This is a genomic window from Candidatus Tisiphia endosymbiont of Dioctria linearis (assembly GCF_964026545.1).
In the GTDB taxonomy this organism is placed as follows: domain Bacteria; phylum Pseudomonadota; class Alphaproteobacteria; order Rickettsiales; family Rickettsiaceae; genus Tisiphia.
Window position 1 is genome coordinate 574,527 of record NZ_OZ032156.1, and the last position, 20,099, is coordinate 594,625.

Annotated in this window: 24 protein-coding genes; 5 read left to right on the top strand and 19 right to left on the bottom strand. The window is 32.6% G+C overall.

Features of this window, described 5'->3' with window-relative positions:
* From ssb to AAGD42_RS02785, 4 genes are all read left to right on the top strand, one after another.
* On the top strand, positions 1-444 hold the full coding sequence (ssb, locus tag AAGD42_RS02770; protein WP_341750618.1) for a single-stranded DNA-binding protein: 444 nt from the start codon (positions 1-3) through the stop codon (positions 442-444).
* Positions 428-1,249: an alpha/beta hydrolase gene (locus tag AAGD42_RS02775; RefSeq protein WP_410520956.1), complete on the top strand. Its 822-nt coding sequence runs from the start codon at positions 428-430 to the stop codon at positions 1,247-1,249. The genes ssb and AAGD42_RS02775 overlap by 17 nt, the downstream gene beginning before the upstream one ends.
* A 393-nt stretch (positions 1,250-1,642) precedes the next feature.
* A complete protein-coding gene (locus AAGD42_RS02780; RefSeq protein WP_341753171.1) occupies positions 1,643-2,188 on the top strand; it encodes a hypothetical protein in 546 nt (181 codons plus the stop codon).
* A gap of 24 nt (positions 2,189-2,212) precedes the next feature.
* On the top strand, positions 2,213-2,968 hold the full coding sequence (locus tag AAGD42_RS02785) for a hypothetical protein (protein ID WP_341760763.1): 756 nt from the start codon (positions 2,213-2,215) through the stop codon (positions 2,966-2,968).
* A 26-nt stretch (positions 2,969-2,994) separates the two neighbouring features.
* Here AAGD42_RS02785 and dnaE read toward each other — a convergent pair whose 3' ends face one another.
* Positions 2,995-6,480, bottom strand: a complete 3,486-nt coding sequence (gene dnaE / locus AAGD42_RS02790; RefSeq protein WP_341753173.1) for a DNA polymerase III subunit alpha — start codon at positions 6,478-6,480, stop codon at positions 2,995-2,997.
* Complete coding sequence (locus AAGD42_RS02795) at positions 6,470-7,774, bottom strand: UDP-glucose dehydrogenase family protein (RefSeq protein WP_410520957.1); 1,305 nt, start codon at positions 7,772-7,774, stop codon at positions 6,470-6,472. The genes dnaE and AAGD42_RS02795 overlap by 11 nt, the downstream gene beginning before the upstream one ends.
* A gap of 94 nt (positions 7,775-7,868) precedes the next feature.
* On the opposite strand from AAGD42_RS02795, the gene AAGD42_RS02800 reads away from it, so the two are divergent.
* A complete protein-coding gene (locus tag AAGD42_RS02800; protein WP_341753175.1) occupies positions 7,869-10,394 on the top strand; it encodes a DUF3971 domain-containing protein in 2,526 nt (841 codons plus the stop codon).
* Between the two features lie 502 nt (positions 10,395-10,896).
* Here the strand turns inward: AAGD42_RS02800 and rpsT are convergent.
* The 17 genes from rpsT to rplN all read right to left on the bottom strand — a co-directional run bounded on the left by rpsT (position 10,897) and on the right by rplN (position 19,957).
* Complete coding sequence (gene rpsT / locus AAGD42_RS02805) at positions 10,897-11,160, bottom strand: 30S ribosomal protein S20 (protein WP_341750577.1); 264 nt, start codon at positions 11,158-11,160, stop codon at positions 10,897-10,899.
* Between the two features lie 24 nt (positions 11,161-11,184).
* On the bottom strand, positions 11,185-11,604 hold the full coding sequence (gene rplQ, locus AAGD42_RS02810; RefSeq protein ID WP_094648910.1) for a 50S ribosomal protein L17: 420 nt from the start codon (positions 11,602-11,604) through the stop codon (positions 11,185-11,187).
* Positions 11,605-11,618: 14 nt separating this feature from the next.
* The gene (locus AAGD42_RS02815; protein ID WP_341750575.1) at positions 11,619-12,638 is read right to left on the bottom strand and encodes a DNA-directed RNA polymerase subunit alpha; all 1,020 of its coding nucleotides are present in this window, start codon (positions 12,636-12,638) and stop codon (positions 11,619-11,621) included.
* An 18-nt stretch (positions 12,639-12,656) separates the two neighbouring features.
* Positions 12,657-13,043, bottom strand: a complete 387-nt coding sequence (gene rpsK / locus AAGD42_RS02820; protein ID WP_341753176.1) for a 30S ribosomal protein S11 — start codon at positions 13,041-13,043, stop codon at positions 12,657-12,659.
* A gap of 12 nt (positions 13,044-13,055) precedes the next feature.
* Positions 13,056-13,433, bottom strand: a complete 378-nt coding sequence (gene rpsM, locus AAGD42_RS02825) for a 30S ribosomal protein S13 (protein WP_341753177.1) — start codon at positions 13,431-13,433, stop codon at positions 13,056-13,058.
* A 61-nt stretch (positions 13,434-13,494) separates the two neighbouring features.
* The gene (locus tag AAGD42_RS02830) at positions 13,495-14,133 is read right to left on the bottom strand and encodes an adenylate kinase (RefSeq protein WP_341753178.1); all 639 of its coding nucleotides are present in this window, start codon (positions 14,131-14,133) and stop codon (positions 13,495-13,497) included.
* A 116-nt stretch (positions 14,134-14,249) separates the two neighbouring features.
* Positions 14,250-15,551, bottom strand: coding sequence for a preprotein translocase subunit SecY (secY, locus tag AAGD42_RS02835; RefSeq protein WP_341753179.1), 1,302 nt, complete (start codon positions 15,549-15,551; stop codon positions 14,250-14,252).
* A 3-nt stretch (positions 15,552-15,554) separates the two neighbouring features.
* A complete protein-coding gene (gene rplO, locus AAGD42_RS02840) occupies positions 15,555-16,010 on the bottom strand; it encodes a 50S ribosomal protein L15 (protein ID WP_341753180.1) in 456 nt (151 codons plus the stop codon).
* A 10-nt stretch (positions 16,011-16,020) separates the two neighbouring features.
* Entirely contained in the window at positions 16,021-16,209 is a 189-nt protein-coding gene (gene rpmD / locus AAGD42_RS02845) for a 50S ribosomal protein L30 (RefSeq protein ID WP_410520958.1), read from the bottom strand.
* A 297-nt stretch (positions 16,210-16,506) separates the two neighbouring features.
* On the bottom strand, positions 16,507-17,049 hold the full coding sequence (gene rpsE / locus AAGD42_RS02850; protein ID WP_094648902.1) for a 30S ribosomal protein S5: 543 nt from the start codon (positions 17,047-17,049) through the stop codon (positions 16,507-16,509).
* Between the two features lie 15 nt (positions 17,050-17,064).
* The gene (gene rplR, locus AAGD42_RS02855; RefSeq protein WP_341750570.1) at positions 17,065-17,421 is read right to left on the bottom strand and encodes a 50S ribosomal protein L18; all 357 of its coding nucleotides are present in this window, start codon (positions 17,419-17,421) and stop codon (positions 17,065-17,067) included.
* A 15-nt stretch (positions 17,422-17,436) separates the two neighbouring features.
* Entirely contained in the window at positions 17,437-17,970 is a 534-nt protein-coding gene (rplF, locus tag AAGD42_RS02860; protein WP_341750569.1) for a 50S ribosomal protein L6, read from the bottom strand.
* A gap of 9 nt (positions 17,971-17,979) precedes the next feature.
* On the bottom strand, positions 17,980-18,378 hold the full coding sequence (gene rpsH, locus AAGD42_RS02865) for a 30S ribosomal protein S8 (protein ID WP_341750568.1): 399 nt from the start codon (positions 18,376-18,378) through the stop codon (positions 17,980-17,982).
* Between the two features lie 17 nt (positions 18,379-18,395).
* On the bottom strand, positions 18,396-18,701 hold the full coding sequence (gene rpsN, locus AAGD42_RS02870) for a 30S ribosomal protein S14 (protein WP_341753181.1): 306 nt from the start codon (positions 18,699-18,701) through the stop codon (positions 18,396-18,398).
* A 16-nt stretch (positions 18,702-18,717) separates the two neighbouring features.
* Positions 18,718-19,257: a 50S ribosomal protein L5 gene (gene rplE / locus AAGD42_RS02875; protein WP_341751007.1), complete on the bottom strand. Its 540-nt coding sequence runs from the start codon at positions 19,255-19,257 to the stop codon at positions 18,718-18,720.
* 2 nt (positions 19,258-19,259) lie between these two features.
* Positions 19,260-19,589 carry a 50S ribosomal protein L24 gene (gene rplX, locus AAGD42_RS02880; protein ID WP_250310941.1) on the bottom strand — a complete coding sequence of 110 codons (330 nt, stop codon included), beginning with the start codon at positions 19,587-19,589 and terminating at the stop codon, positions 19,260-19,262.
* Positions 19,589-19,957 (bottom strand): 50S ribosomal protein L14, encoded by a 369-nt coding sequence (rplN, locus tag AAGD42_RS02885; protein ID WP_341753182.1) that lies wholly within the window; start codon positions 19,955-19,957, stop codon positions 19,589-19,591. The genes rplX and rplN overlap by 1 nt, the downstream gene beginning before the upstream one ends.
* Between the last annotated feature and the right edge of the window lie 142 nt (positions 19,958-20,099).

Below are 20,099 nucleotides of genomic sequence, written 5' to 3' on the forward strand. Positions count from 1 at the left end.
GTGGCAGGTAGTTTAAATAAAGCAATATTAATAGGTAACTTAGGGCGTGACCCAGAAATTAGGCATACGGCAGACGGTAAAGAGATAGCAAGTTTTAGTGTTGCTACTTCTGAGACATGGAAAGATCGTACTACTGGAGAAAAGAAAGAAAAAACCGAATGGCATAGAGTGGTAGTATTTAATGAAGGGTTGGTATCTGTTGTAAAGAATTATGCCAAAAAAGGAACTAGAGTTTACTTAGAAGGTATTTTACAAACTAGAAAATGGGTAGATAACCTTGGGCATGAAAAATATACGACAGAAATAGTGCTGCAGAATTTTAACTCGCAATTTATATTGTTAGATTCTAGAGGCGTTGGTATTCAAACATCAGATACTGTTGTACCCAAAAATACGGTTACTAACTTTGACCATAGCGATTTAGATGATGAAATACCTTTCTAGAGTTGCAGTAGTTTCTGTATCTCTGGCTCTTTCTTCTTGTGTTTCGTCTATAGAAACAAGGGTTGAGGAAGCAGAAAAACTAGCATCAATAAACAGGTTTGAGAAGAAACTTGTTAAGGCTGGGGATTTTGTCATTACAACCTACCAACATATCTCGGATAAAGATAGCCCTTATGTATTTTATATTGAGGGTGATGGAAGTATTGGACGTTATACTGTCGCTAGCAATCCAACTCCTTCCAAGATTATGTTGTTTAAGCTTGCTACTCTTGATACTAGACCTAATGTAGTTTATATAGCTCGTCCATGCCAATATACACCAGTAGAGCTTAATCCTAATTGTAATCAAGTCTATTGGACAGACAAAAGAATGGCTGAAGAGGTTATAGAATCAACAAATATAGTAATAAATAGTATAAATAATGATAAGCCAGCTAGTTTAGTTGGTTTCTCTGGTGGGGGAGGTGTTGCTATCTTGGTGGCAGCAAGAAATAAACATATTAAGGATATAATAACTGTAGCAGGTAATCTTGATATTAAAAATTTTAGTGAACACCATAAAGTATATGGATTAAAGAAGTCATTAAATCCCATAGATTATGCCATAAAAATCAATAATATCCCGCAATTACATATTTCAGGAAGCAAGGATAAAATAGTACCTAGCAGTATTATGCATGGCTATATAAAAGCTAGTTCTTCAAATTGTATACAACAAAAGATATTCCCTAATATTACTCATACCAAAGGCTGGGAAAAGGTATGGCAGGATGTGCTACAAATCAATCTTACATGCAGATATTAATCAGAATAGGTTCTTTTGATGTGAGCATATCACAGAAAAAAGTAAAAAAGATAATTGCTATCCCACATAGTTCTCGTGGCAATCCATTATTCTTGGATTGCATCAATGTCACTAAAGTGGCTCCTCGCTAATAGACGCTTGGTGATTGTATAATACTATCACCAAAACTTATAATTCCGAATTGTATAATTTATAATTGCTATTTATCTAAATTATTTCTTCTTTTTTTTAAAACTTGTGTTATCATTATTTTACTTACTAGCTTTTTTATAAGTGACTTAATAATTAAGTTTTGCTTAGTTATTTCCGACAACCTCTTAGGTTCGTAACAACTTTTTTACTATCAATGTAACAGTACCCAACAGGGTAGCTATAATTATTAAAGAGTATTTTATGATAAAAAAATTTTTATGTTCTTTTCTGATTCTTATAATCGCTTCTACTCTTTCTAGTTGCGGTCGAAATCTTGCAGCGAATACATATACTAGTGACTCAACGTTAAATATTGTGTTGGAAGGAAAGCTTCTTGCCAAAAGAGATATAAAAATTACGGAGAATGAAAAACTCGGCGATAATACAACTGGTGCTCTGGCTGGCTCTGTTGCTGGTGGGGCGGTTGCTGCTAGTGGAAGTAACAACTTAGCTCTAATTGTTGGTGGTGCTATTGTTGGAGGTGTTACTGGTGCAGCAATGCAAGCTGCTTTGGGAACATCAAACGGTATAGAATATATCGTACAAGTTGATAGATCGAATTTGAAAGATGATTATTACGAAGGTAGCAGACTTTTAAGAAATGCTATAGCAGCTGTGCGTGCAACAGGTGTTATCACCATTGTACAGGCTAAAGAAGATAAAGACAATCCTGTAATAAATGAAGGACAAAATGTTTTAGTTATTCTTTCTGAGAAGAGAACTAGACTCATTCCAGCTAAATATTAAGATTAATAATAATAGATTATTACCATGGTCAGAATTTTCTTTATAATTTTATTACTTATTTCTACATCAGCTTGTACTAAAACTACTTTTATTAGATCCGCACCTGATTATTCACAATCGCTAGTTAAATCCAAAATCGCATTGCTTTTGCCACCAAAAGTTGAAATAAATCAAGTTGATGCTTTTAACAAAAAAACCAGAGTTTATGAGTACGAAGATAGACTTGAAGAGAATATTATCGATGTATTCATAACCAAAATGCAGGATAAAGGGTATAATATTAAACTTTTCTCTAGAACAGAAATTGGCACTAACAAATTATCCAAGGACGTTGTTGATGTTAAAGATAATTTTGATGAAATTCTGGGGATACTCTATGCTGGTGGAGCTTGGAAAGAAGATGTGGCATACTCTATCGATCAAAAAATTCCTTCTGCAATTGAACTTGGTAAAAGGACAGGTGCTGATTTGTTAGTTGTAATGAATTTCTATGGTGAAAGCAAAACATCTGGTGCTGTGACTAAGGATTTTTGTACAGAGATTTTGAAGGGAGTTCTCACTGGTAGAATCGATTCAAGTGATCCATCAGAATTTTCAATAGTTAGATTAGCGATTCTTGATTCATTAACTGGTAGAGTACTATGGACACATTCAGTATCTCTTTCTAAAGATATGATTGACACCACTATTGAAAATTTCTCTGATAATAACAAAGTGGATAGGAAAAATCTTTCTATATTGTTTAATTCAGCACTTGCAGATCTTCCAGATGCAACATAGAGCAATTAATGCTATCTCCAACAGCTTCATAGCTTTGCAGAACATGACGTAAATTGATTGAGAAATTCAAAATCTTCAGTTTCTAGAGACAAAATCTCTGGTAAACATATTTTAGCTGTAAAGTTATTATCTATACTAACCTTAAGCAATAAAATTATTCTGATATTATTACGTTCAGGGTTAATACGTTTTTTCAGCAAATCGACTATTTGACATAATTCAGAATGATTTTGTGGGTACAGTTTTATCTCTAATCGTTCTTCATTTATTATATCATCAATAGTTGCGAAACTTTTAGCAATTAGTCTTATTCCTCCAGCGTCTTTAAACAAATCACAACTCACTACCACTAAACTTTGAACATCGAGTAAATGAACGAAATTCTTTAATATTTCTTCACTATAAATAGTCAGTTCAAAAATGCCAAATTGATCAGATAGTTGTAAAGTGATAAACCTGCCGCGAGATGACATACGTGAATCTTTTTTTTGTATTACACCAGCTATCCTTATCTGACTTGAACCATCTAGAAAGTCATTTTGTAGGTTAATTGAAGTCGAAATATTAAGCCGGGATAGCAAATCTTGATGTTTTGATAATGGATGTAATGTAATAAACAGCCCTAATACCTCAAATTCATAACAAGATGCAGTATTATTATCCAGTGGTTCTGCGTCAATTAAAACTTGCTGATTTATGGAACTTACCTTAATCAGACTAAATTGATCAGAAATTTTTTCGGCATGATAGGAAGAAGCATAAGCTAGAAGTTTAGAGATACTTAATAATAACTGATTACGATTAGAATGTAGCGTATCAAAACATCCAGCTTTAATAATATTTTCTAATAATTTTCGATTAATTGATTTAAGCGGTAGCCTTTCAATAACATCTATAATATTTTTAAATTTACCATTTTTAACTCGTTCTTCTACTAATATTCTACCAAAATCAACCGTAACACTTTTAATAGCAGCTAGGGCATAAATTATCGATTTAGGCTTTTTGACATACTCTTCAGCTTCTTGTGATGTAGCTATAGTACTAAAATAACCAGAGGAAAGATTGATATTAGGAGGGATAATAGCAATGTTATTATTTTTGGCTTCTTGAATGAATAGATTGATTTTATCATGGTTATTTAGTTCAAGATTTAAGCACACTACCAAGAATTCAGCTGGGAAATTAGCTTTCAGATAGGCTGTTTGATAAGATATTACTCCATAAGCTGATGCGTGGGCTTTATTAAAACCATAGCTAGCAAATTTAGCTACCGTTGCAAAAATGGATTGGGCTTGCTGACGTGAGATGCCTTTGGCTATTGCCCCTTTTACAAAACTTTCTTCTTGTTCTGCCATTTCGGATTTTATTTTTTTTCCCATGGCTTTACGAAGTATATCTGCTCCACCTAAACTATAGCCTGCCATTTCTTTGGCAATTTCTAAGACCTGTTCCTGATAGATAATAACTCCATAAGTTTCTTCTAGAATTGGTTTAAGCATCTCATGCAAGTAATCCGGTTGTTGCAAACCATGTTTACAAGCAATATAAGTTGGGATGTTCTCCATCGGACCAGGACGGTATAATGCTCCTAACGCTATTATATCTTGAATGGAGTCAGGTTTAAGACGCCTTAAACTATCCTGCATTCCGTTGCTTTCAAATTGGAACACCCCAATAGCTCGACCACTACATAGCATTTCATAAGTTTTCTGATCATCAAATAGCATATTAGTAAAATCAATATTTATGCCCTGATCTTTTAGCAGTTCTAAACATTTAGTAATGACAGTTAGAGTTTGCAGTCCTAAAAAATCAAATTTAATTAAACCAGCAATCTCAGCATATTTCATCGAATATTGTACTACCAACATGTCCGAGTTTAGGTCTTTATAAACCGGTAATATTTCTACTAAATCTTTGCCAGCTATTACAATTCCTGCTGCATGAGTAGAAGCATGTCTATTAAGCCCCTCAAGTACTAAAGATGTGTCCAGAACTTGTTTGATCAGCTCCTCTTGACCATCTAAATTATACAAACCTTCACCACGTGCTGCTATGTTTAACTCCTTTATTTCCTTAATAGCCTGATTTAGTGTAACAGGAGAAACAGCATTAAATGGTACAAGCTCAGTTAAATATTCAGCATATTTATAAGGTAAACCAAGAACTCGTGAGACATCTTTGATCACAGCTTTTGCTTGCATCTTACCAAAAGTGATGATTTGTCCAACTTTGTTATCCCCATATTTAGAACATACGTAATTTATAACTTCCCCTCGTCGCTCTTGACAAAAGTCAATATCAAAATCTGGCATTGATATACGTTCTGGGTTAAGAAAACGCTCAAATAATAGACCAAATTTAAGAGGATCAAGATCAGTGATTAAAAGACTCCACGCAACTACTGATCCTACCCCAGAACCTCTACCAGGACCTACCATAATACCTTGTTGCTTGCTCCATTTTATAAAATCAGAAACTATTAGGAAATAGCCAGAAAAATCCATTCGACAAATAATATCTAGTTCATAATTAAGACGAGTTAAATATTGCTGTTTAACATCTTCCTGCTCATCTATGGCAATATTTTCTCGTTTAAATTTTGTATCAAGTCTTAATAGTAATCCGGCTGTCGATTCTTTTTTAATTATGTCTACTTCATTAATATTTAGACTAGAGAAATTTGGTAACATTGGTGGATTAGCATGTGCCATAAAATAGCATCTTTGGGCTAAATGTACCGTATTTTGTACAGCATTAGGTAAATCACTAAAAAGTTCTAGCATTTCTTTTGGTGATTTAAAATAACATTCGTTACTTACCTTTTTACGATCCTCTACTTCTTTACTAACCCCAGTAGATATACATAATAATACGTCATGGGCATCATGCATATTAACATCACTAAACAATACTTTATTGGTAGCAACTAGTGGAATACCAAGATTACTGGCTATTTTTATATAACTTTCTTCTATAGATTGTTCTACTGCTAGATTATGCCGCATAATCTCAAAATAAAAACGATCAGCAAAAATGCTTTGTAGCTTAGTTGCCCAAAAAATGGCTAATTCTTCATCCTTAGCAATAAGACTTTTACCAATTATACCATCAGTATAACCGGATAAAATAATCAGCCCTTCCTGGTACTTAACTAAATCATCAAAAGTAATATGATTACAAATTTTACGATCATTTTTAGTAAAACTATCACTAACCGCCTTTAGTAGATTCTTGTAACCAATTTCATCCTTGGCAATAAGCACAATTTCACAAAAACTATTCTCGGTAAAAGCAATATTTACAATTGCCGCATTTATAGGTTGTATTCCTGCTTTACAGCTAGCTAGAGCAAATTCTAACGAGCCAAATAAATTCCCCCTATCGGCTAAACAAATTGCTGGTATTTTATGCAATCTAGCTAATTCCATTATACGATCAATTGTTAAAGCACTCTCAAGAAATGAATATGAGCTTTGTACTCTTAAGTGAATGAAATCAAACTGCATCTTTTATACCAATAAGATAATATTTAAATCCAAGAGCCTTTAGCATATCCCCATCAAGAATATGCCTGAGATCAAGAATTATAGGAGATTTAACTTTATGGCGAATAAGCGACCAATCTAAATCTTTAAACTCCGACCATTCGGTAGCCACTATAATTATATCACTATTTTTGCATGCACTAAGTGCTGAATCAGCAAAAAATACATTTTTTACTTCTTTTTTAGCATTATTCATACCTACCGGATCGAAGACTCTAATATTTGCTCCTTTATCAACTAGTATTTCGATGATTTTAATAGCTGGACTATTTCTAACATCATCCGTACCAGCCTTAAAAGTCAGACCCAATACACTAATAACTTTATTATGTAAATCGTTGCCTATGATATCATGAATTTTATCCACCATATCATATGGTCTCTGATAATTACTATTTATAACAGAATTAACTATTTGAAAATTACATTGATAATGTTTAGCTATTTGTCCAAGTGCTAACATATCCTTAGGAAAACATGAGCCACCAAATCCAGGACCGACATTTAAAAATTCTTTACCTATTCTCTTATCTAATCCAACCCCACAAGACAGATCCTTAGTATTTGCCCCCATTTTCTCGCATAAATTTGCCATCTCATTAATAAAAGCAATTTTGGTCGCTAAGAAAGCGTTTGAGACATATTTAGTAAGTTCTGCAGTAACCAAATCAGTACTTACCATAGGTATATTCTTGGTAATCAAAGGTCGATATATCTCTTTTAGTAAATCTTCTGCCTGTTTATTATTGGTGCCAATTAATATTCTATCAGGGTTTAAAAAATCCTCTATAGCAGTACCTTCTCTAAGAAATTCAGGATTTGAAGCAACGGAAAATTTAAAATTCTTGTTATTTAAATAATCAATAATTTGGTTACATGTTGTTGGAGGTACAGTCGATTTTATAATAATCAAACAATCGTCTTTAATCCATGGGCATAAATTATCGATAGCAGTAAATATATATTGTAAATCCGCCTCTCCTGAAGGTAGAGACGGTGTTCCTACCGTAATAAATACCGCTTGTGAATTTTGTAATTCAGCCGAATAGCTAGCTGTAAATTGTAACTTACCAGATTTTACTAATGGCGGTAAATATTCAGCTAATTTTGGTTCATAAATTGGTAAAATATTTTTTTTTAATTGGTCGATCTTAGAAATATCACTATCTAAACAAGTAACGTCGTGTCCTAGGTAACTCATCATTACGCCAGATACTAGCCCAACGTAACCAGTACCTATAACATGAAGTTTAATATTCATTAATTATCCTTATATACTTAGTGCAACAACTTTGTTATGCTATGCTGCTGTAAAGTATATATTAATTGACCAAATACTAAATAATAAAATGATGCTCATTAAAAGATTTTTCATCAGCCTAAGCGTAATAGTTTGTATAGTTGTAGTAACTTTAAGTTTATTAATATTAAGCGGGAGTAAAGGGTATTTAGATAAGCCTATTAAGATGGCAATAGAATTTTACCTCGATAAAAAAAATACGAAAATACGAATTGGTAATTTACAAATAAGAAATAACATTTTGTCAATCGATAAAATCTTTATGGATTTAGCACATAACACCAAAAGTGAGATTAGCGATTTCAAAATCAGTTTTTTTATTGATGATATAAGAAGCAAACCATTGCTTCTTAGTATTGTTGATATAGATAGCTTTTCCTTAATTTCTAAAGATAATCAACCTATAATAGATACTAAAATATCTGCTAAGTATATTGTAGATTTTTTTGAAAATAAGATTGAAACACAGTTAAACCTAAGTCCTATAAAAAATATTACTCTACTCGATAGTTATGGTAAGAAATTACCTAAGGGGGAAGGGCTTTGTTCTTATGAAAGTAAAATTTCTACAACTTTGAAGAAGTTAATCAATTGCAAGTTAACATTTGGTGATCAAGCATATCTATCATTCAATAGTATCTTGGATGGTAGCATAATTCAAGCTAATGGTAATGTTGAAAATATTCCTATAATGATTTATCAAATTATTGAGAAAATTATCCCTGATAATCAAGTAATTTTATTTTTACAGGAATATATTAAAGATGGTTATATCAGAAATGGAGAATTTGATGTTAATTTTGATAAAAATTCTTTAGAAAACAATATTGCTCTAGTAAAAGCCAAGCTGCATGTCGTAGACCTTGAATATAAATACGATGTAGATTTTCCATCTTTAAGAAAAATTGATATAGATATTACTATATCTGGAGCCTCGGTTAAGTTTATACTGAATCGTGCATATAGCGGTAACAGCCTTATTTCCAATGGAGTAATAACCTTTGAGTGGCAAGGGATGGATAAGTCTAATTTTATCGTTAGTGCCATAGCTAAGGGACCGAGTATCGATCTAATTAATTTTATCTCAAATGAGGATTATAACCAAGTAAAAAAACAAGGAATCGACCTTAGAAAAATTACTGGAACCGCTAATTCAAAAATTGGCATAATAATACCGATTAGTCCAGTTATAAAAAATACCTATGACATCTCTACGATAATAACTGGAGTAAATGCTAAAGCATTTAGTGACAATATCATACTAAAGAATGCAAAAATAACCGGAACATTTAATGGTGATAAGCTAAACTTAATAGGTACAGGTAAAATTAATGACTATGACAGTAATTTTACCTATCAATATAATATTGATAATAATAACCATGATGATTATCAGCATCTATTAAAAGTAAAAACTACTATTGTCGGTAATAACCAGAAACTTGGTATATTCAAGTTAATTTCAGGTAGTAGTATCCTAGATTTTGAATATAAAGAGCAACAAAATAACAGAGGTCAATCTAATACCGGCTTCATTAAAGCCAATGCTAATCTCAAAAATTTGGAATTTTATATTGATAAAATATCTATACATAAAAAGCTTTCTAATGAAGCTAAACTGGTGTTAACTGGTAAGTTATATGATGACCAAAAAGGTGATATTAATTTTGCCCTTTCGGGAGAAAATAACTTAAAAATAGTTGGCAAGGTTACAACACAAGATGATAAATATGATGTTACTTTACCGATTATTGCTTATGGTACTACTGATCTGATAGGAAAGTTACTTTTAGGTAAAGATAGCTTGAGTGCTGAAATTCAGGGCAAACAACTAGATTTGTCTAAGTCTAATATGATGCAATTCTTAGAAAAAGAAGGAGAGCCACAAAACATTCATTTAAAAGTTGATGTAGATAAAGTAAGGTTAAAAAATAATATAATGCTTGATAAGCTTAATTTACAAATTGATTGTAATAAAATAAAATGCTTTTCTGGTTCTTTAGATTCAAAAATTGGCACTAGATCTTTTAAAATGCTACTTACAGAAAAAAAAGATATGGAACAATGGATAGTTACCTGTGATAATGCTGGAGCTTTATTTAGAGGTATTGGCATGTATAGTAACATGAAGTCTGGTATTATAAATCTAACACTTGATACAAAAAGACATGAGGTTAAGAAGGGTGAAATAATACCAATCTTAGATGGTACATTTGACATAAAACGTTTTGTTACTACCGATATGTCTTTTTTAACTAGGATGGTATCATTTGTTTCGTTTCCAGGTTTTATGAGTTTTATATTAAATAATAAGGATATCTTGTTTAATAATATGACAGGTAGCTTTAGTTATATAGGTAATACCGTAAGTATTGCTAATACATCAGCTACTGGACCATTCTTTGATTTTACCATGAAAGGTACAATTGATACTAATAAACACCAAATAAAGCTTAAAGGTAATGTGATACCTTCTTTCTTTTTTGCTAGTACCATTATCACTAAAATACCAATAATTGGTAAAATATTTTCAAAGGTTGCCCCTTATTCTGTAGAGTTAAAATATAAGGAGTAAAACTATAAACGTCATCGTCTTATCTTAGAGATAGAAAAGTGCTAAGAATGTGAAGGTAAAGAGGTTTGTAGGGATTTTGTTATAGGATTTGTAGTCATGTAAATGATATTTTTTGTTTGATATTATCAGATTCCAGAGATATAATCTCTTTCATGTATATTACAATATAAAAGGTTGCGTCGTTGCAAGATTACCAAAATTAACACAGTCTCAGCAAGATTTGTTCAATTTATTTGATCTCAAAATGCCCCAAATGACAAAATCTGCAAATGATAACATATAGTCAGTAAAGAAAATTTAATTTTTTAGACATTGTGCCGCATACTAATCCCGTCTCGTAGCATAATTTTTGCTCCTCTCCATCTGGAAGATAAGTCGTGTCCACTTCAAATTCCTCAGCATAAATTAATTTACAACTGTAGTATTGATAGATTGCTTCGTCGACCTATGGTCTTCCTCACTAATAGACGAAGTGCTGCTAATCGGTTTGAAACTATAGAGGCTAATTCATGTTTTTAATTTTTTGAGATAATTTACTGATTTTACGTGAGGCGGTATTTAACTTGATAATATTCTTTGTTACGCCTTTCATTATTTCAGATTGCGCAACAATCAACGCTAATCTGGCCGATTCTTTTGAACCGCTAGCAACTTCTTGCAAAACTTTTTTTAAATATGTTTTAATTCTACTCGATCTATTCTTATTTATTAAAGTTTTTTTGATTGTTTGTCTTATTGCCTTTTTTGCTGATGAATGATTAGCCATATTTATTATTTTCCTACAGATTCATTAATTTTGTTCTTCATGATTATGACTTTCTGCTTGTGGAGTCATACAGCCTTTACTATTTACATCTCTATCAACGAACTCAATATAAGCCAGTGGTGCCATATCGCCATAGCGAGAACCAGCCTTTATTATCCTAGTATATCCACCTGGACGTTCACTATATCTTTTACCTAAAACGCTAATAAGTTTTTCAGTTGCCACTTTATCTTTGATTTTAGCAAGTACCATTCTTCTAGTTGCTAAATCAGATTTCTTAGCTTTAGTTACTAGCACCTCAATATATGGTCTAAGCTCTTTAGCTTTAGGTAAAGTTGTCTTTATTTGCTCATTCATCACAAGTGCCACAGCCATATTAGCAAACATCGCCTGCCTATGACTACTTGTTCTGTTGAGTTTTCTACCCTTAATTTTATGTCGCATATTGTTACCTTAAATTAATATGGATCTTCGTAACGCTTAGATATATCCTGAATATTTTCTGGAGGCCAGCCTGCTACGTCCATACCAAATTTCAAGCCAAAAGTGGCTAATATATCCTTGATCTCATTAAGAGATTTTCTACCAAAATTTTGAGTTCTCAGCATTTCTCCTTCTGTCTTGATAACAAGATCTCCTATATAAATTATATTATCATTTTTCAAACAATTTTGAGATCTGACAGATAATTCTAATTCCTCAACTTTTTTCAACAAGGCTGGATTAAATGATAATTCTTCCAATTTATCTTGTTTATCTTCTACTTGCTCTTCAAATGTAATAAATAATTGTAACTGATCTTGCAAAATCCTAGCAGCAAGGGCTATAGCCATCTCAGGAGAGATACTACCATTAGTTTCAACGGTCATAATTAGCTTGTCATAATCTGTAACTTGACCAACACGTGTATTATCAACTTTATAGGTAACCTTCCTTACAGGACTAAATAATGCATCTATTGGGATTACCCCAATAGCTGATTCTGAATCAACATTACTCACAGCAGGAACATAACCTTTTCCCGTCTCACACACTAGTTCCATTTCAAGTTGAACTCCTTTTGCCAAGGTACAAATCATATGATTAGGAGTTAATATCTCTACATCATGACCTGCTCCAATCATACCGGCAGTTACCACGCAAGGACCAGTAGCACTTAATCTTACAATCTTTTTTTCGGAAGAATGCATCTTAATGGCTAAGGACTTAAGATTTAAAACTACATCAACTAAATCTTCTTTAACACCAGGTATAGCAGAAAATTCATGCACCACCCCTGGTATCTTTATCGAAGTTATTGCAGCACCCTGAAGAGAAGAAAGCAAAATCCTCCTCATAGCATTACCTACTGTTAAACCAAACCCTCTCTCTAAAGGCTCAACTACAATCTTTACTATATTAGCATTCTTATCAGGACTGTCATACACGATCTTCGAAGGCTTGATCAGTGAGTTCCAGTTTTTATTTAATGATAACATTATTTACTACCTATCTCTCTATACTCTTCTTCTCTTTGGCGATCTAACACCGTTATGAGCAATGGCTGAAACATCCAAAATTGAGGTAACTATAAAATTTTGACTAAACACTGCCCGCATAGCCGATTCTCTTTGTGCCCCTGCCCCTTGCACTCTAATTGAAACAGTTTTAAGACCATGCTCTTTTGCTGCTTCTGAGGCTTTATCAACAGTTATTTGAGCGGCATAAGGAGTAGCTTTTCTAGCCCCTTTAAAACCATGTGTACCGGCTGTTGAGAACGCTATAGCATTGCCTTGCACATCTGTAAAAGTCACAATAGTATTATTAAAAGTTGTTTTTATATGAACAACACCAAGAGTGATATTTTTTCTTTTTTTCTTGATCTTAGTATTAGCCTGACTCATTATTATACCATATTACTTTGTAACTTTTTTCTTACCGGCAATTGCAACAGCTTTGCCTTTTCTTGTTCTAGCATTAGAATGAGTATTTTGTCCTCGCACAGGCAACTTTCTTATATGCCTGAGACCTTGGTAACTTCTAATATCTTTTTTCTTCTTGATGTTAAGAGTTACTTCTCTTCTTAAATCACCTTCTACTCTATATTCTTTTTCAATAATATTACGTAAAATAATTAATTCTTGATCAGTTAACTCTTTAACCCTTTTACTTTCAGATATTCCAGTTTTTTGACAAATCTTTTCTGCAGCAGAAAAACCAAGCCCATAAATATATGTTAAACTCACTACTAATCTTTTGTTTGCTGGAATGTTAACACCCGCTATTCTTGCCACAAATAATCTCCAAAATTTTGATAACAACCAAAAAGGAATAATATAAAAATATCCCTTAAAGTCAAATAATTTCTAACATTTTATCTAAAACGCATTCTACTTCTTGCTTATCCTTACTCGCATCAACAACATAGAAATCACTATTATCTCTATAATAGCTAAGTAATGGATAAGTTTCTATCTTATATTCTTCTATTCTATGTTTAATAGTCTGTTCATCATCATATTGCCGGTGAATAAATTTATCTGATCCACAAACATCACAAACATCATCAACCTTAGGCTTAATAAAATAACTATTATAAATTTGTTTACAATTTGCACAACTAAATCTACCTAGAATCCTTTTAATAATCACCTGATCGTCTATCTCAAAAAATACCACTTTAATCTTTTGATTAGCAAATTCTCTAAGAAAGCTAGCTTGCTCCAAATTACGAGGATAACCATCTAGAACATAACCATTTTTATATATCTCTCGAGTTAAAAACTTTTTAACTACATTATTTACCAATTTATGAGGGACAAGTTTTCCTTGTGCCATATATTCTTGAATTAACAGCCCCTCTTCGTTATTTACCTCTGTCATTTGTCTAAATATATCACCAGTAGACACATGAGGTAAGTTTAACTTTTCTGCTAATAACTTTCCTTGAGTTCCCTTCCCTGAACCAGGAGGTCCTATAAGCACTATAATCACTTTAAACCCATATTAACATAATATATACTTACCACTAAGCTATAAAAACACATTATTTTAAAAATTAGCTACAAAAATTCTAGAATATTCACCTAAGTATAGCTAATAACTACAACCTAGTTTTTTAATTTCATTTTTTTTATTAACCCCTCATATCTACTGCTAAATAAATGAGTTTGAATTTGGGCAAATGTATCTAGAACAACATTAACAACAATTAAAAAACTTGTTCCCCCTAAAGAAAAAGATACAGAATATTTATTCATTAACATTTCAGGAACTATACATATAAAACTTAGATATATACCACCTATGACAGTTAATCTAGTTAGCAAATAATCAAAATATTCCGAAGTATTTTTACCAGGTCTTTTTCCAGGAATATATGCCCCATATTTCCTCAAATTATTTGCTGTTTCTTCTGAATTAAAAACTATTGCTGTATAAAAAAAGCTAAAAAACATTATCAATGCAACATACAGCAAAATATATAGAGGTTTTCCATGCCCTAAATGGAAAGTTACTAAATTCATAATTTCCGAATTATTGCTAGAAAAATTAGCTATTGTTACCGGAAACAATAAAATTGTACTAGCAAATATTGGCGGTATTACCCCAGCAGTATTAAGCTTAAGGGGCATATGAGTTGAATCACCACCATAAATCTTATTACCAACCTGTCTTTTTGGATATTGTACCAAAACTTTCCTTTGAGCCTTCTCAAAGAAAACTATCATGGCTATAATTAAAATAACTCCTAAACAAATAGCCATCACCACGATAGGAGACAATCCTCCACTTCTTGACAACTCAAACATACTTATAATAGCACTTGGTACTCCAGATACTATACCTATAAATATAATCAATGAGGAGCCATTACCAATACCTCTACCAGTAATCTGTTCACCAAGCCACATTAAGAACATAGTACCTACAACTAAGGTGATAACAGTAGTAACCTTGAAAAAAAGCCCAGGTATAATCACTACAGGTCCAACATTAGTTACAACATGTTCCAAACTTATTGCCACACCATACGCCTGAAAAGAAGCTAATAAAACAGTTAAATATCTAGATAACTGATTGATTTTTCTTTTACCAGCCTCACCTTCTTTTTTTAAATTCTCTAACGGCTTATAAATTATTGACATCAATTGAATAACAATTGATGCAGTTATATATGGCATAATGGCTAAAGCAAAAATAGACATCCTACTTAAAGAACCACCAGATAGCATGTTAAACATACCAAGTAAACCAGATTGATTTTGTTCAGCCACACTGCTCAACGCAACCGAATCAATACCCGCTATAGGAATAAATGAACCAAATCTACATATTATAAGAGCTAGAATAGTAAAAATAACTCTATTAGCTAAGTCTTTATTAGATTTTTGTGTGGATTTTAAGCTCATAAATTACAATATTTGACCACCAACTTGCTCAATTATCTTTTTAGCAGATGCCGAATAAGCATCTAATTGAAACGATAAGGGACTATTAAATTCACTGCTGCTAACAGATAATAATTTAACCAACAACTTACTATTCTTAATTAACCCTACTTCAACTAACTTATCTTTTGTGATAACTTCCGTTGAATTCAAATGACTTTCTGATATTAAAAATTCTATATCAGCAATATTCACTACATTATATTTCTTAGAACTAGGACAATTAAACCCTCTCTTTGGCAATCTTTTAATCATTGGCATCTGCCCGCCTTCAAAACCCTTGATAGCTACACCAGATCTAGATTTTTGACCCTTAACACCTCTACCGCATGTTTTGCCTTTACCGCACCCAATACCGCGTCCTACCCTTTTTTTATCTCTCTTGGCACCAAAATTGTTAGATAACTCATTTAACTTCATTTTATAAACTCTAATTTATATTTTCTACTTTTAATAAATGTTGTACCTTTCTGATCATCCCTCTAATAGAGCTTGTATCTTTTAAAATAACAGATTTATGCATTTTATTTAAACCCAAGCCTATCAAGGTTTCTTCTTGATCATATTTACGACCTATAATACTACCAATTTGGGTAACTTTAACTTTTGCATCATTCATTTTTTCTTTATCACTATTCATAGATTTCTACAACCCAATTATTACTTATAACATTACTTTAACAAGAAACTATAGCTATAGTCAATTGATGGAAAATTGGTGACGTCATCACTCACCGCTCACCTATTACTTTAGGCATAGAGTTTCGCAGGAGGTCTAATGCTTCCTGCCACTAAAATAACTCACTCTAAGTGACTCCTCACTAATAGCCCAGTTTGATTCGCCTCATCCCAGATTTCACTGGTCTTTCACAATGGCGATATCTTTTTATCAGCCCCCTAAAGAATATAGCTCAAATTATTCTGATATTACTTCTTGTTGCCCTTTTATAGACTGAGTCGATATCTCATTTAAGTTCTTCCCTCTCCTTTCAGCAATATTCTTGGGAGAAGAAAGTTGAGATAACGCATCAAAAGTCGCAGCAATCATTGCATATACATTACTAGACCCTAAAGATTTAGCAACAATATCATGAACTCCTAAAGAATCAAAAATAGCCCTCATAGCACCACCAGCAATAACGCCAGTACCCGCCTTGGCTCTTCTTAAAATGACTTTTGCTGCTCCACTTTTACCAATAACATCATGGTGAATGGTTCTACTCTGATAAAGAGGAACCCTAATCATATCTTTCCTTGCTTCTTGGGTAGCCTTAGCTCTAGCCTCTGTTACCTCTTTCGCCTTACCATGACCATAACCGACCTTACCGGATTTGTCACCAGCTACAATACAAGCAGAAAAAGAGAATTTTCTTCCACCTTTTACTACTTTAGTAACTCTGTTTACATCCACCAAAGTTTCGGTTAATGCTTCACCCATATTTTTTTTAGCTTTAGCCATTTCTTAAACCTAAAATTAGAAATTCATTTTTTTTCTTGCTGCATCAGCCAATGCCTTAACAACACCATGATATTTATAACCACCCTTATCAAATACAACTTCTTGTACTCCTTTAAGCGAGGCTCTTTCCCCTATCAACTCACCTACTTTTGTGGCTATACCAACATTACAGTTGGATTTTTTTAACTGTCTAATTTCTTTATCCAAGGTTGAAGCAGAAGCAATAGTTATTGACTGTTTATCATCTATAACTTGTGCATATATATGCTTTCCAGATTTAAAAATAGACAACCTGATTCTGTTTGATACCTTTGATATTTTAGACCTTACTCTAGCCTTTCTTATATCAAACTTTAATTTTGAACTACGCATATTAACTCTTAAATTTTAGTTTTTCTTCCCTTCTTTCCTTTGAACATATTGACCTTTACGCTTAATACCTTTGCCCTTATATGGCTCAGGCGGTCTCTGTTTTATAATAATTGAGATAAACTGCCCCAATTTTTCTTTATCAACACTTTCTAATATAATCTGATTTTGTTTAGGAGCGGTAACTTTTATATTTTGAGGTATTTCTATTTTAGTATTATGACTTTTAGCAAGCATCAAGTTTAAATATTTATCCTTTACCAAAGCCTTATAACCAACACCATTTACTTCCAACTCTTCTGTAAAACCTTCACTAACACCTTTCATCATACCATTTATTATACTTCGTGCCGTACCCCACATAGACCTAGCACTTTTAGTCTCTGCTAATGGTTTAACAACAAGCTGATTATCTTGCAATGAAATTGCTATACTCCCTGCAAAAGTCTTTGATAATTCTCCCTTAGGACCGACAACATTGACTTTCAACCCATCAAGCTCAACTTTTACCCCTTCAGGTATAGGGACTGGCAATTTTCCAACACGTGACATTTTTATACCTTAAAACACTTTACAAATTACTTCACCGCCAATCTTTTGGCTATGTGCTTCTCTATCAGATAACACGCCTCTAGAAGTAGAAAGAATATAAATACCCATATTGTTATAATATCCTTTTAATTTATCAATGGAAGAATAAATCCTCTTACCTGGTTTTGAAACTCTATTTATTTCACATATAGCAGGTTTTCCATTAACAGAATATTTTAAATCCACCTCAATGTGACTTATATTATCATTCTTAACAACTACATATTCTTTGATATAACCTTCTTTTTTTAAAACATCCAAAATGGCACATTTTATTTTTGAAGAAGGTAGAGATATACTCATCAATTTACTTTTTTGACCATTTCTAATTCTAGTCAACATATCTGCTATATTATCTGTCATTGACATACGATAAACCTATTATTTTACCAACTTGCTTTAATTAAACCAGGAACCAATCCTTTACTACCAAGCTCTCTCAGCTTATTTCGTGATAAACCAAATTTACTATACACTCCTCTTGGACGCCCAGTCAGTTCACACCTATTTCGAACTCTACTCATAGCTGAATTCCTAGGTAACTTAGCCAGAATCATCACTAGCGAAAATCTCTCTTCTAAAGATAAAGTTTTGTCGTAAATCTTGTCTTTTAACTTAGCACGCTTATTATACAAACTTTGTGCCATCTTTCTTCTTCTATTATTCTTTTTTATAGAACTTACTTTAGCCATCTTCTTTCTTCAAAAATTAATTATAAAAAGGCAAATTAAAGCCTGAAAGTAATAATTTACCTTCTTCATTATTCGTAGCACTTGTAACAATCGTGATATCCATACCACGAATTACATCTATCTTATCGTAATTAATCTCTGGAAAAACAATCTGTTCTTTTATACCAAAAGTAAAATTACCTCTACCATCAAAACTTTTACTTGAAAAGCCTCTAAACTCTTTTATACGTGGTAGAGCAACAAGTACTAGCCTTTCGAGAAAATCATACATTCTATCTTTACGCAAAGTAACTTTGCAACCAACTTTCATACCTTCACGAAGTTTAAAAGTAGCAATAGACTTCTTTGCCTCAGTTACCAAAGGCTTTTGCCCTGAAATTAAAGTTAGATCATTAACAGCATGATTAATTATCTTAGAATCAGCAACCGTTTCACCAACTCCCATATTAACAACAATTTTTATAACCTTAGGTATCTGATGTTTATTATCATAGGCAAACTTTTTTTGTAAGCTTGGGATAATCTCTTTACCGTATAAATCTTTAAACCTGAACAACATTACTTACCTTCCTTACTGATAATTTCACCAGACTTCTTAGCTACTCTTACTTTAGAACCATCATCTAGAAATTTAAAAGCAATTTTTGTACCAGTACCTGTCTTAGGGTCTACATGAGCAACATTGGATATATGTATTGATAATTCCTTTGACACTATGCCACCTTCACTTGTTTTACTTGGCTTAACATGCTTGCGAGCAATATTTACCCCTGAAACAATGGCTCTATTCTGTTCTGGGAAAACTTTTAACACTTTACCCTTTTTTCCCTTATTTTTTCCGGTGATAACAATAACTTCATCACCTTTCTTGATTTTTAACTTAACCATTACAACACCTCCTCTGCCAGCGACATAATCTTAACGAATTTTTTTGCCCTTAATTCTCTAGTTACAGGACCAAAAACCCTCGTACCTATTGGATCTCCCTGCTTATTTAAAAGCACTGCTGCATTGGAATCAAACTTAATTGTACTACCATCTGCCCTTCTAACACCCTTTTTTGTTCTAACAATTAGAGCTCTATGTACGTCACCTTTTTTTACTTTTCCGCTTGGCAACGCCTCTTTTATAGATACTACAATAACATCCCCAAGGGCTGCTATCATGTGATGTGAACCACCAAGCACTTTGATACACATAATTTTTTTAGCACCAGAGTTATCCGCAACATCTAAGATGCTCTGCATCTGAATCATAACTTACTTCCACTTGAGAATTTAATAACGCAACAAAATAAACAACCTAAATAACAAAGTCAAAGAATAAAACTCATCATTCTCCAACTTGTACCAGAATATACTTAAATGATCTGGAAAATTGGATTTGAAAATGAGAAGT

What these genes read in the sequence shown, in the direction of transcription:
- AAGD42_RS02775 (WP_410520956.1), top strand. Translation starts at nt 428, where the DNA reads ATGAAATACCTTTCTAGAGTTGCAGTAGTTTCTGTATCTCTGGCTCTT.
- AAGD42_RS02780 (WP_341753171.1), top strand. Translation starts at nt 1,643, where the DNA reads ATGATAAAAAAATTTTTATGTTCTTTTCTGATTCTTATAATCGCTTCT.
- AAGD42_RS02785 (WP_341760763.1), top strand. Translation starts at nt 2,213, where the DNA reads ATGGTCAGAATTTTCTTTATAATTTTATTACTTATTTCTACATCAGCT.
- dnaE (WP_341753173.1), bottom strand. Translation starts at nt 6,480, where the DNA reads ATGCAGTTTGATTTCATTCACTTAAGAGTACAAAGCTCATATTCATTT.
- AAGD42_RS02800 (WP_341753175.1), top strand. Translation starts at nt 7,869, where the DNA reads ATGATGCTCATTAAAAGATTTTTCATCAGCCTAAGCGTAATAGTTTGT.
- rpsT (WP_341750577.1), bottom strand. Translation starts at nt 11,160, where the DNA reads ATGGCTAATCATTCATCAGCAAAAAAGGCAATAAGACAAACAATCAAA.
- rplQ (WP_094648910.1), bottom strand. Translation starts at nt 11,604, where the DNA reads ATGCGACATAAAATTAAGGGTAGAAAACTCAACAGAACAAGTAGTCAT.
- AAGD42_RS02815 (WP_341750575.1), bottom strand. Translation starts at nt 12,638, where the DNA reads ATGTTATCATTAAATAAAAACTGGAACTCACTGATCAAGCCTTCGAAG.
- rpsK (WP_341753176.1), bottom strand. Translation starts at nt 13,043, where the DNA reads ATGAGTCAGGCTAATACTAAGATCAAGAAAAAAAGAAAAAATATCACT.
- secY (WP_341753179.1), bottom strand. Translation starts at nt 15,551, where the DNA reads ATGAGCTTAAAATCCACACAAAAATCTAATAAAGACTTAGCTAATAGA.
- rplO (WP_341753180.1), bottom strand. Translation starts at nt 16,010, where the DNA reads ATGAAGTTAAATGAGTTATCTAACAATTTTGGTGCCAAGAGAGATAAA.
- rpmD (WP_410520958.1), bottom strand. Translation starts at nt 16,209, where the DNA reads ATGAATGATGCAAAAGTTAAAGTTACCCAAATTGGTAGTATTATAGGT.
- rpsE (WP_094648902.1), bottom strand. Translation starts at nt 17,049, where the DNA reads ATGGCTAAAGCTAAAAAAAATATGGGTGAAGCATTAACCGAAACTTTG.
- rplR (WP_341750570.1), bottom strand. Translation starts at nt 17,421, where the DNA reads ATGCGTAGTTCAAAATTAAAGTTTGATATAAGAAAGGCTAGAGTAAGG.
- rplF (WP_341750569.1), bottom strand. Translation starts at nt 17,970, where the DNA reads ATGTCACGTGTTGGAAAATTGCCAGTCCCTATACCTGAAGGGGTAAAA.
- rpsH (WP_341750568.1), bottom strand. Translation starts at nt 18,378, where the DNA reads ATGTCAATGACAGATAATATAGCAGATATGTTGACTAGAATTAGAAAT.
- rpsN (WP_341753181.1), bottom strand. Translation starts at nt 18,701, where the DNA reads ATGGCTAAAGTAAGTTCTATAAAAAAGAATAATAGAAGAAGAAAGATG.
- rplX (WP_250310941.1), bottom strand. Translation starts at nt 19,589, where the DNA reads ATGGTTAAGTTAAAAATCAAGAAAGGTGATGAAGTTATTGTTATCACC.
- rplN (WP_341753182.1), bottom strand. Translation starts at nt 19,957, where the DNA reads ATGATTCAGATGCAGAGCATCTTAGATGTTGCGGATAACTCTGGTGCT.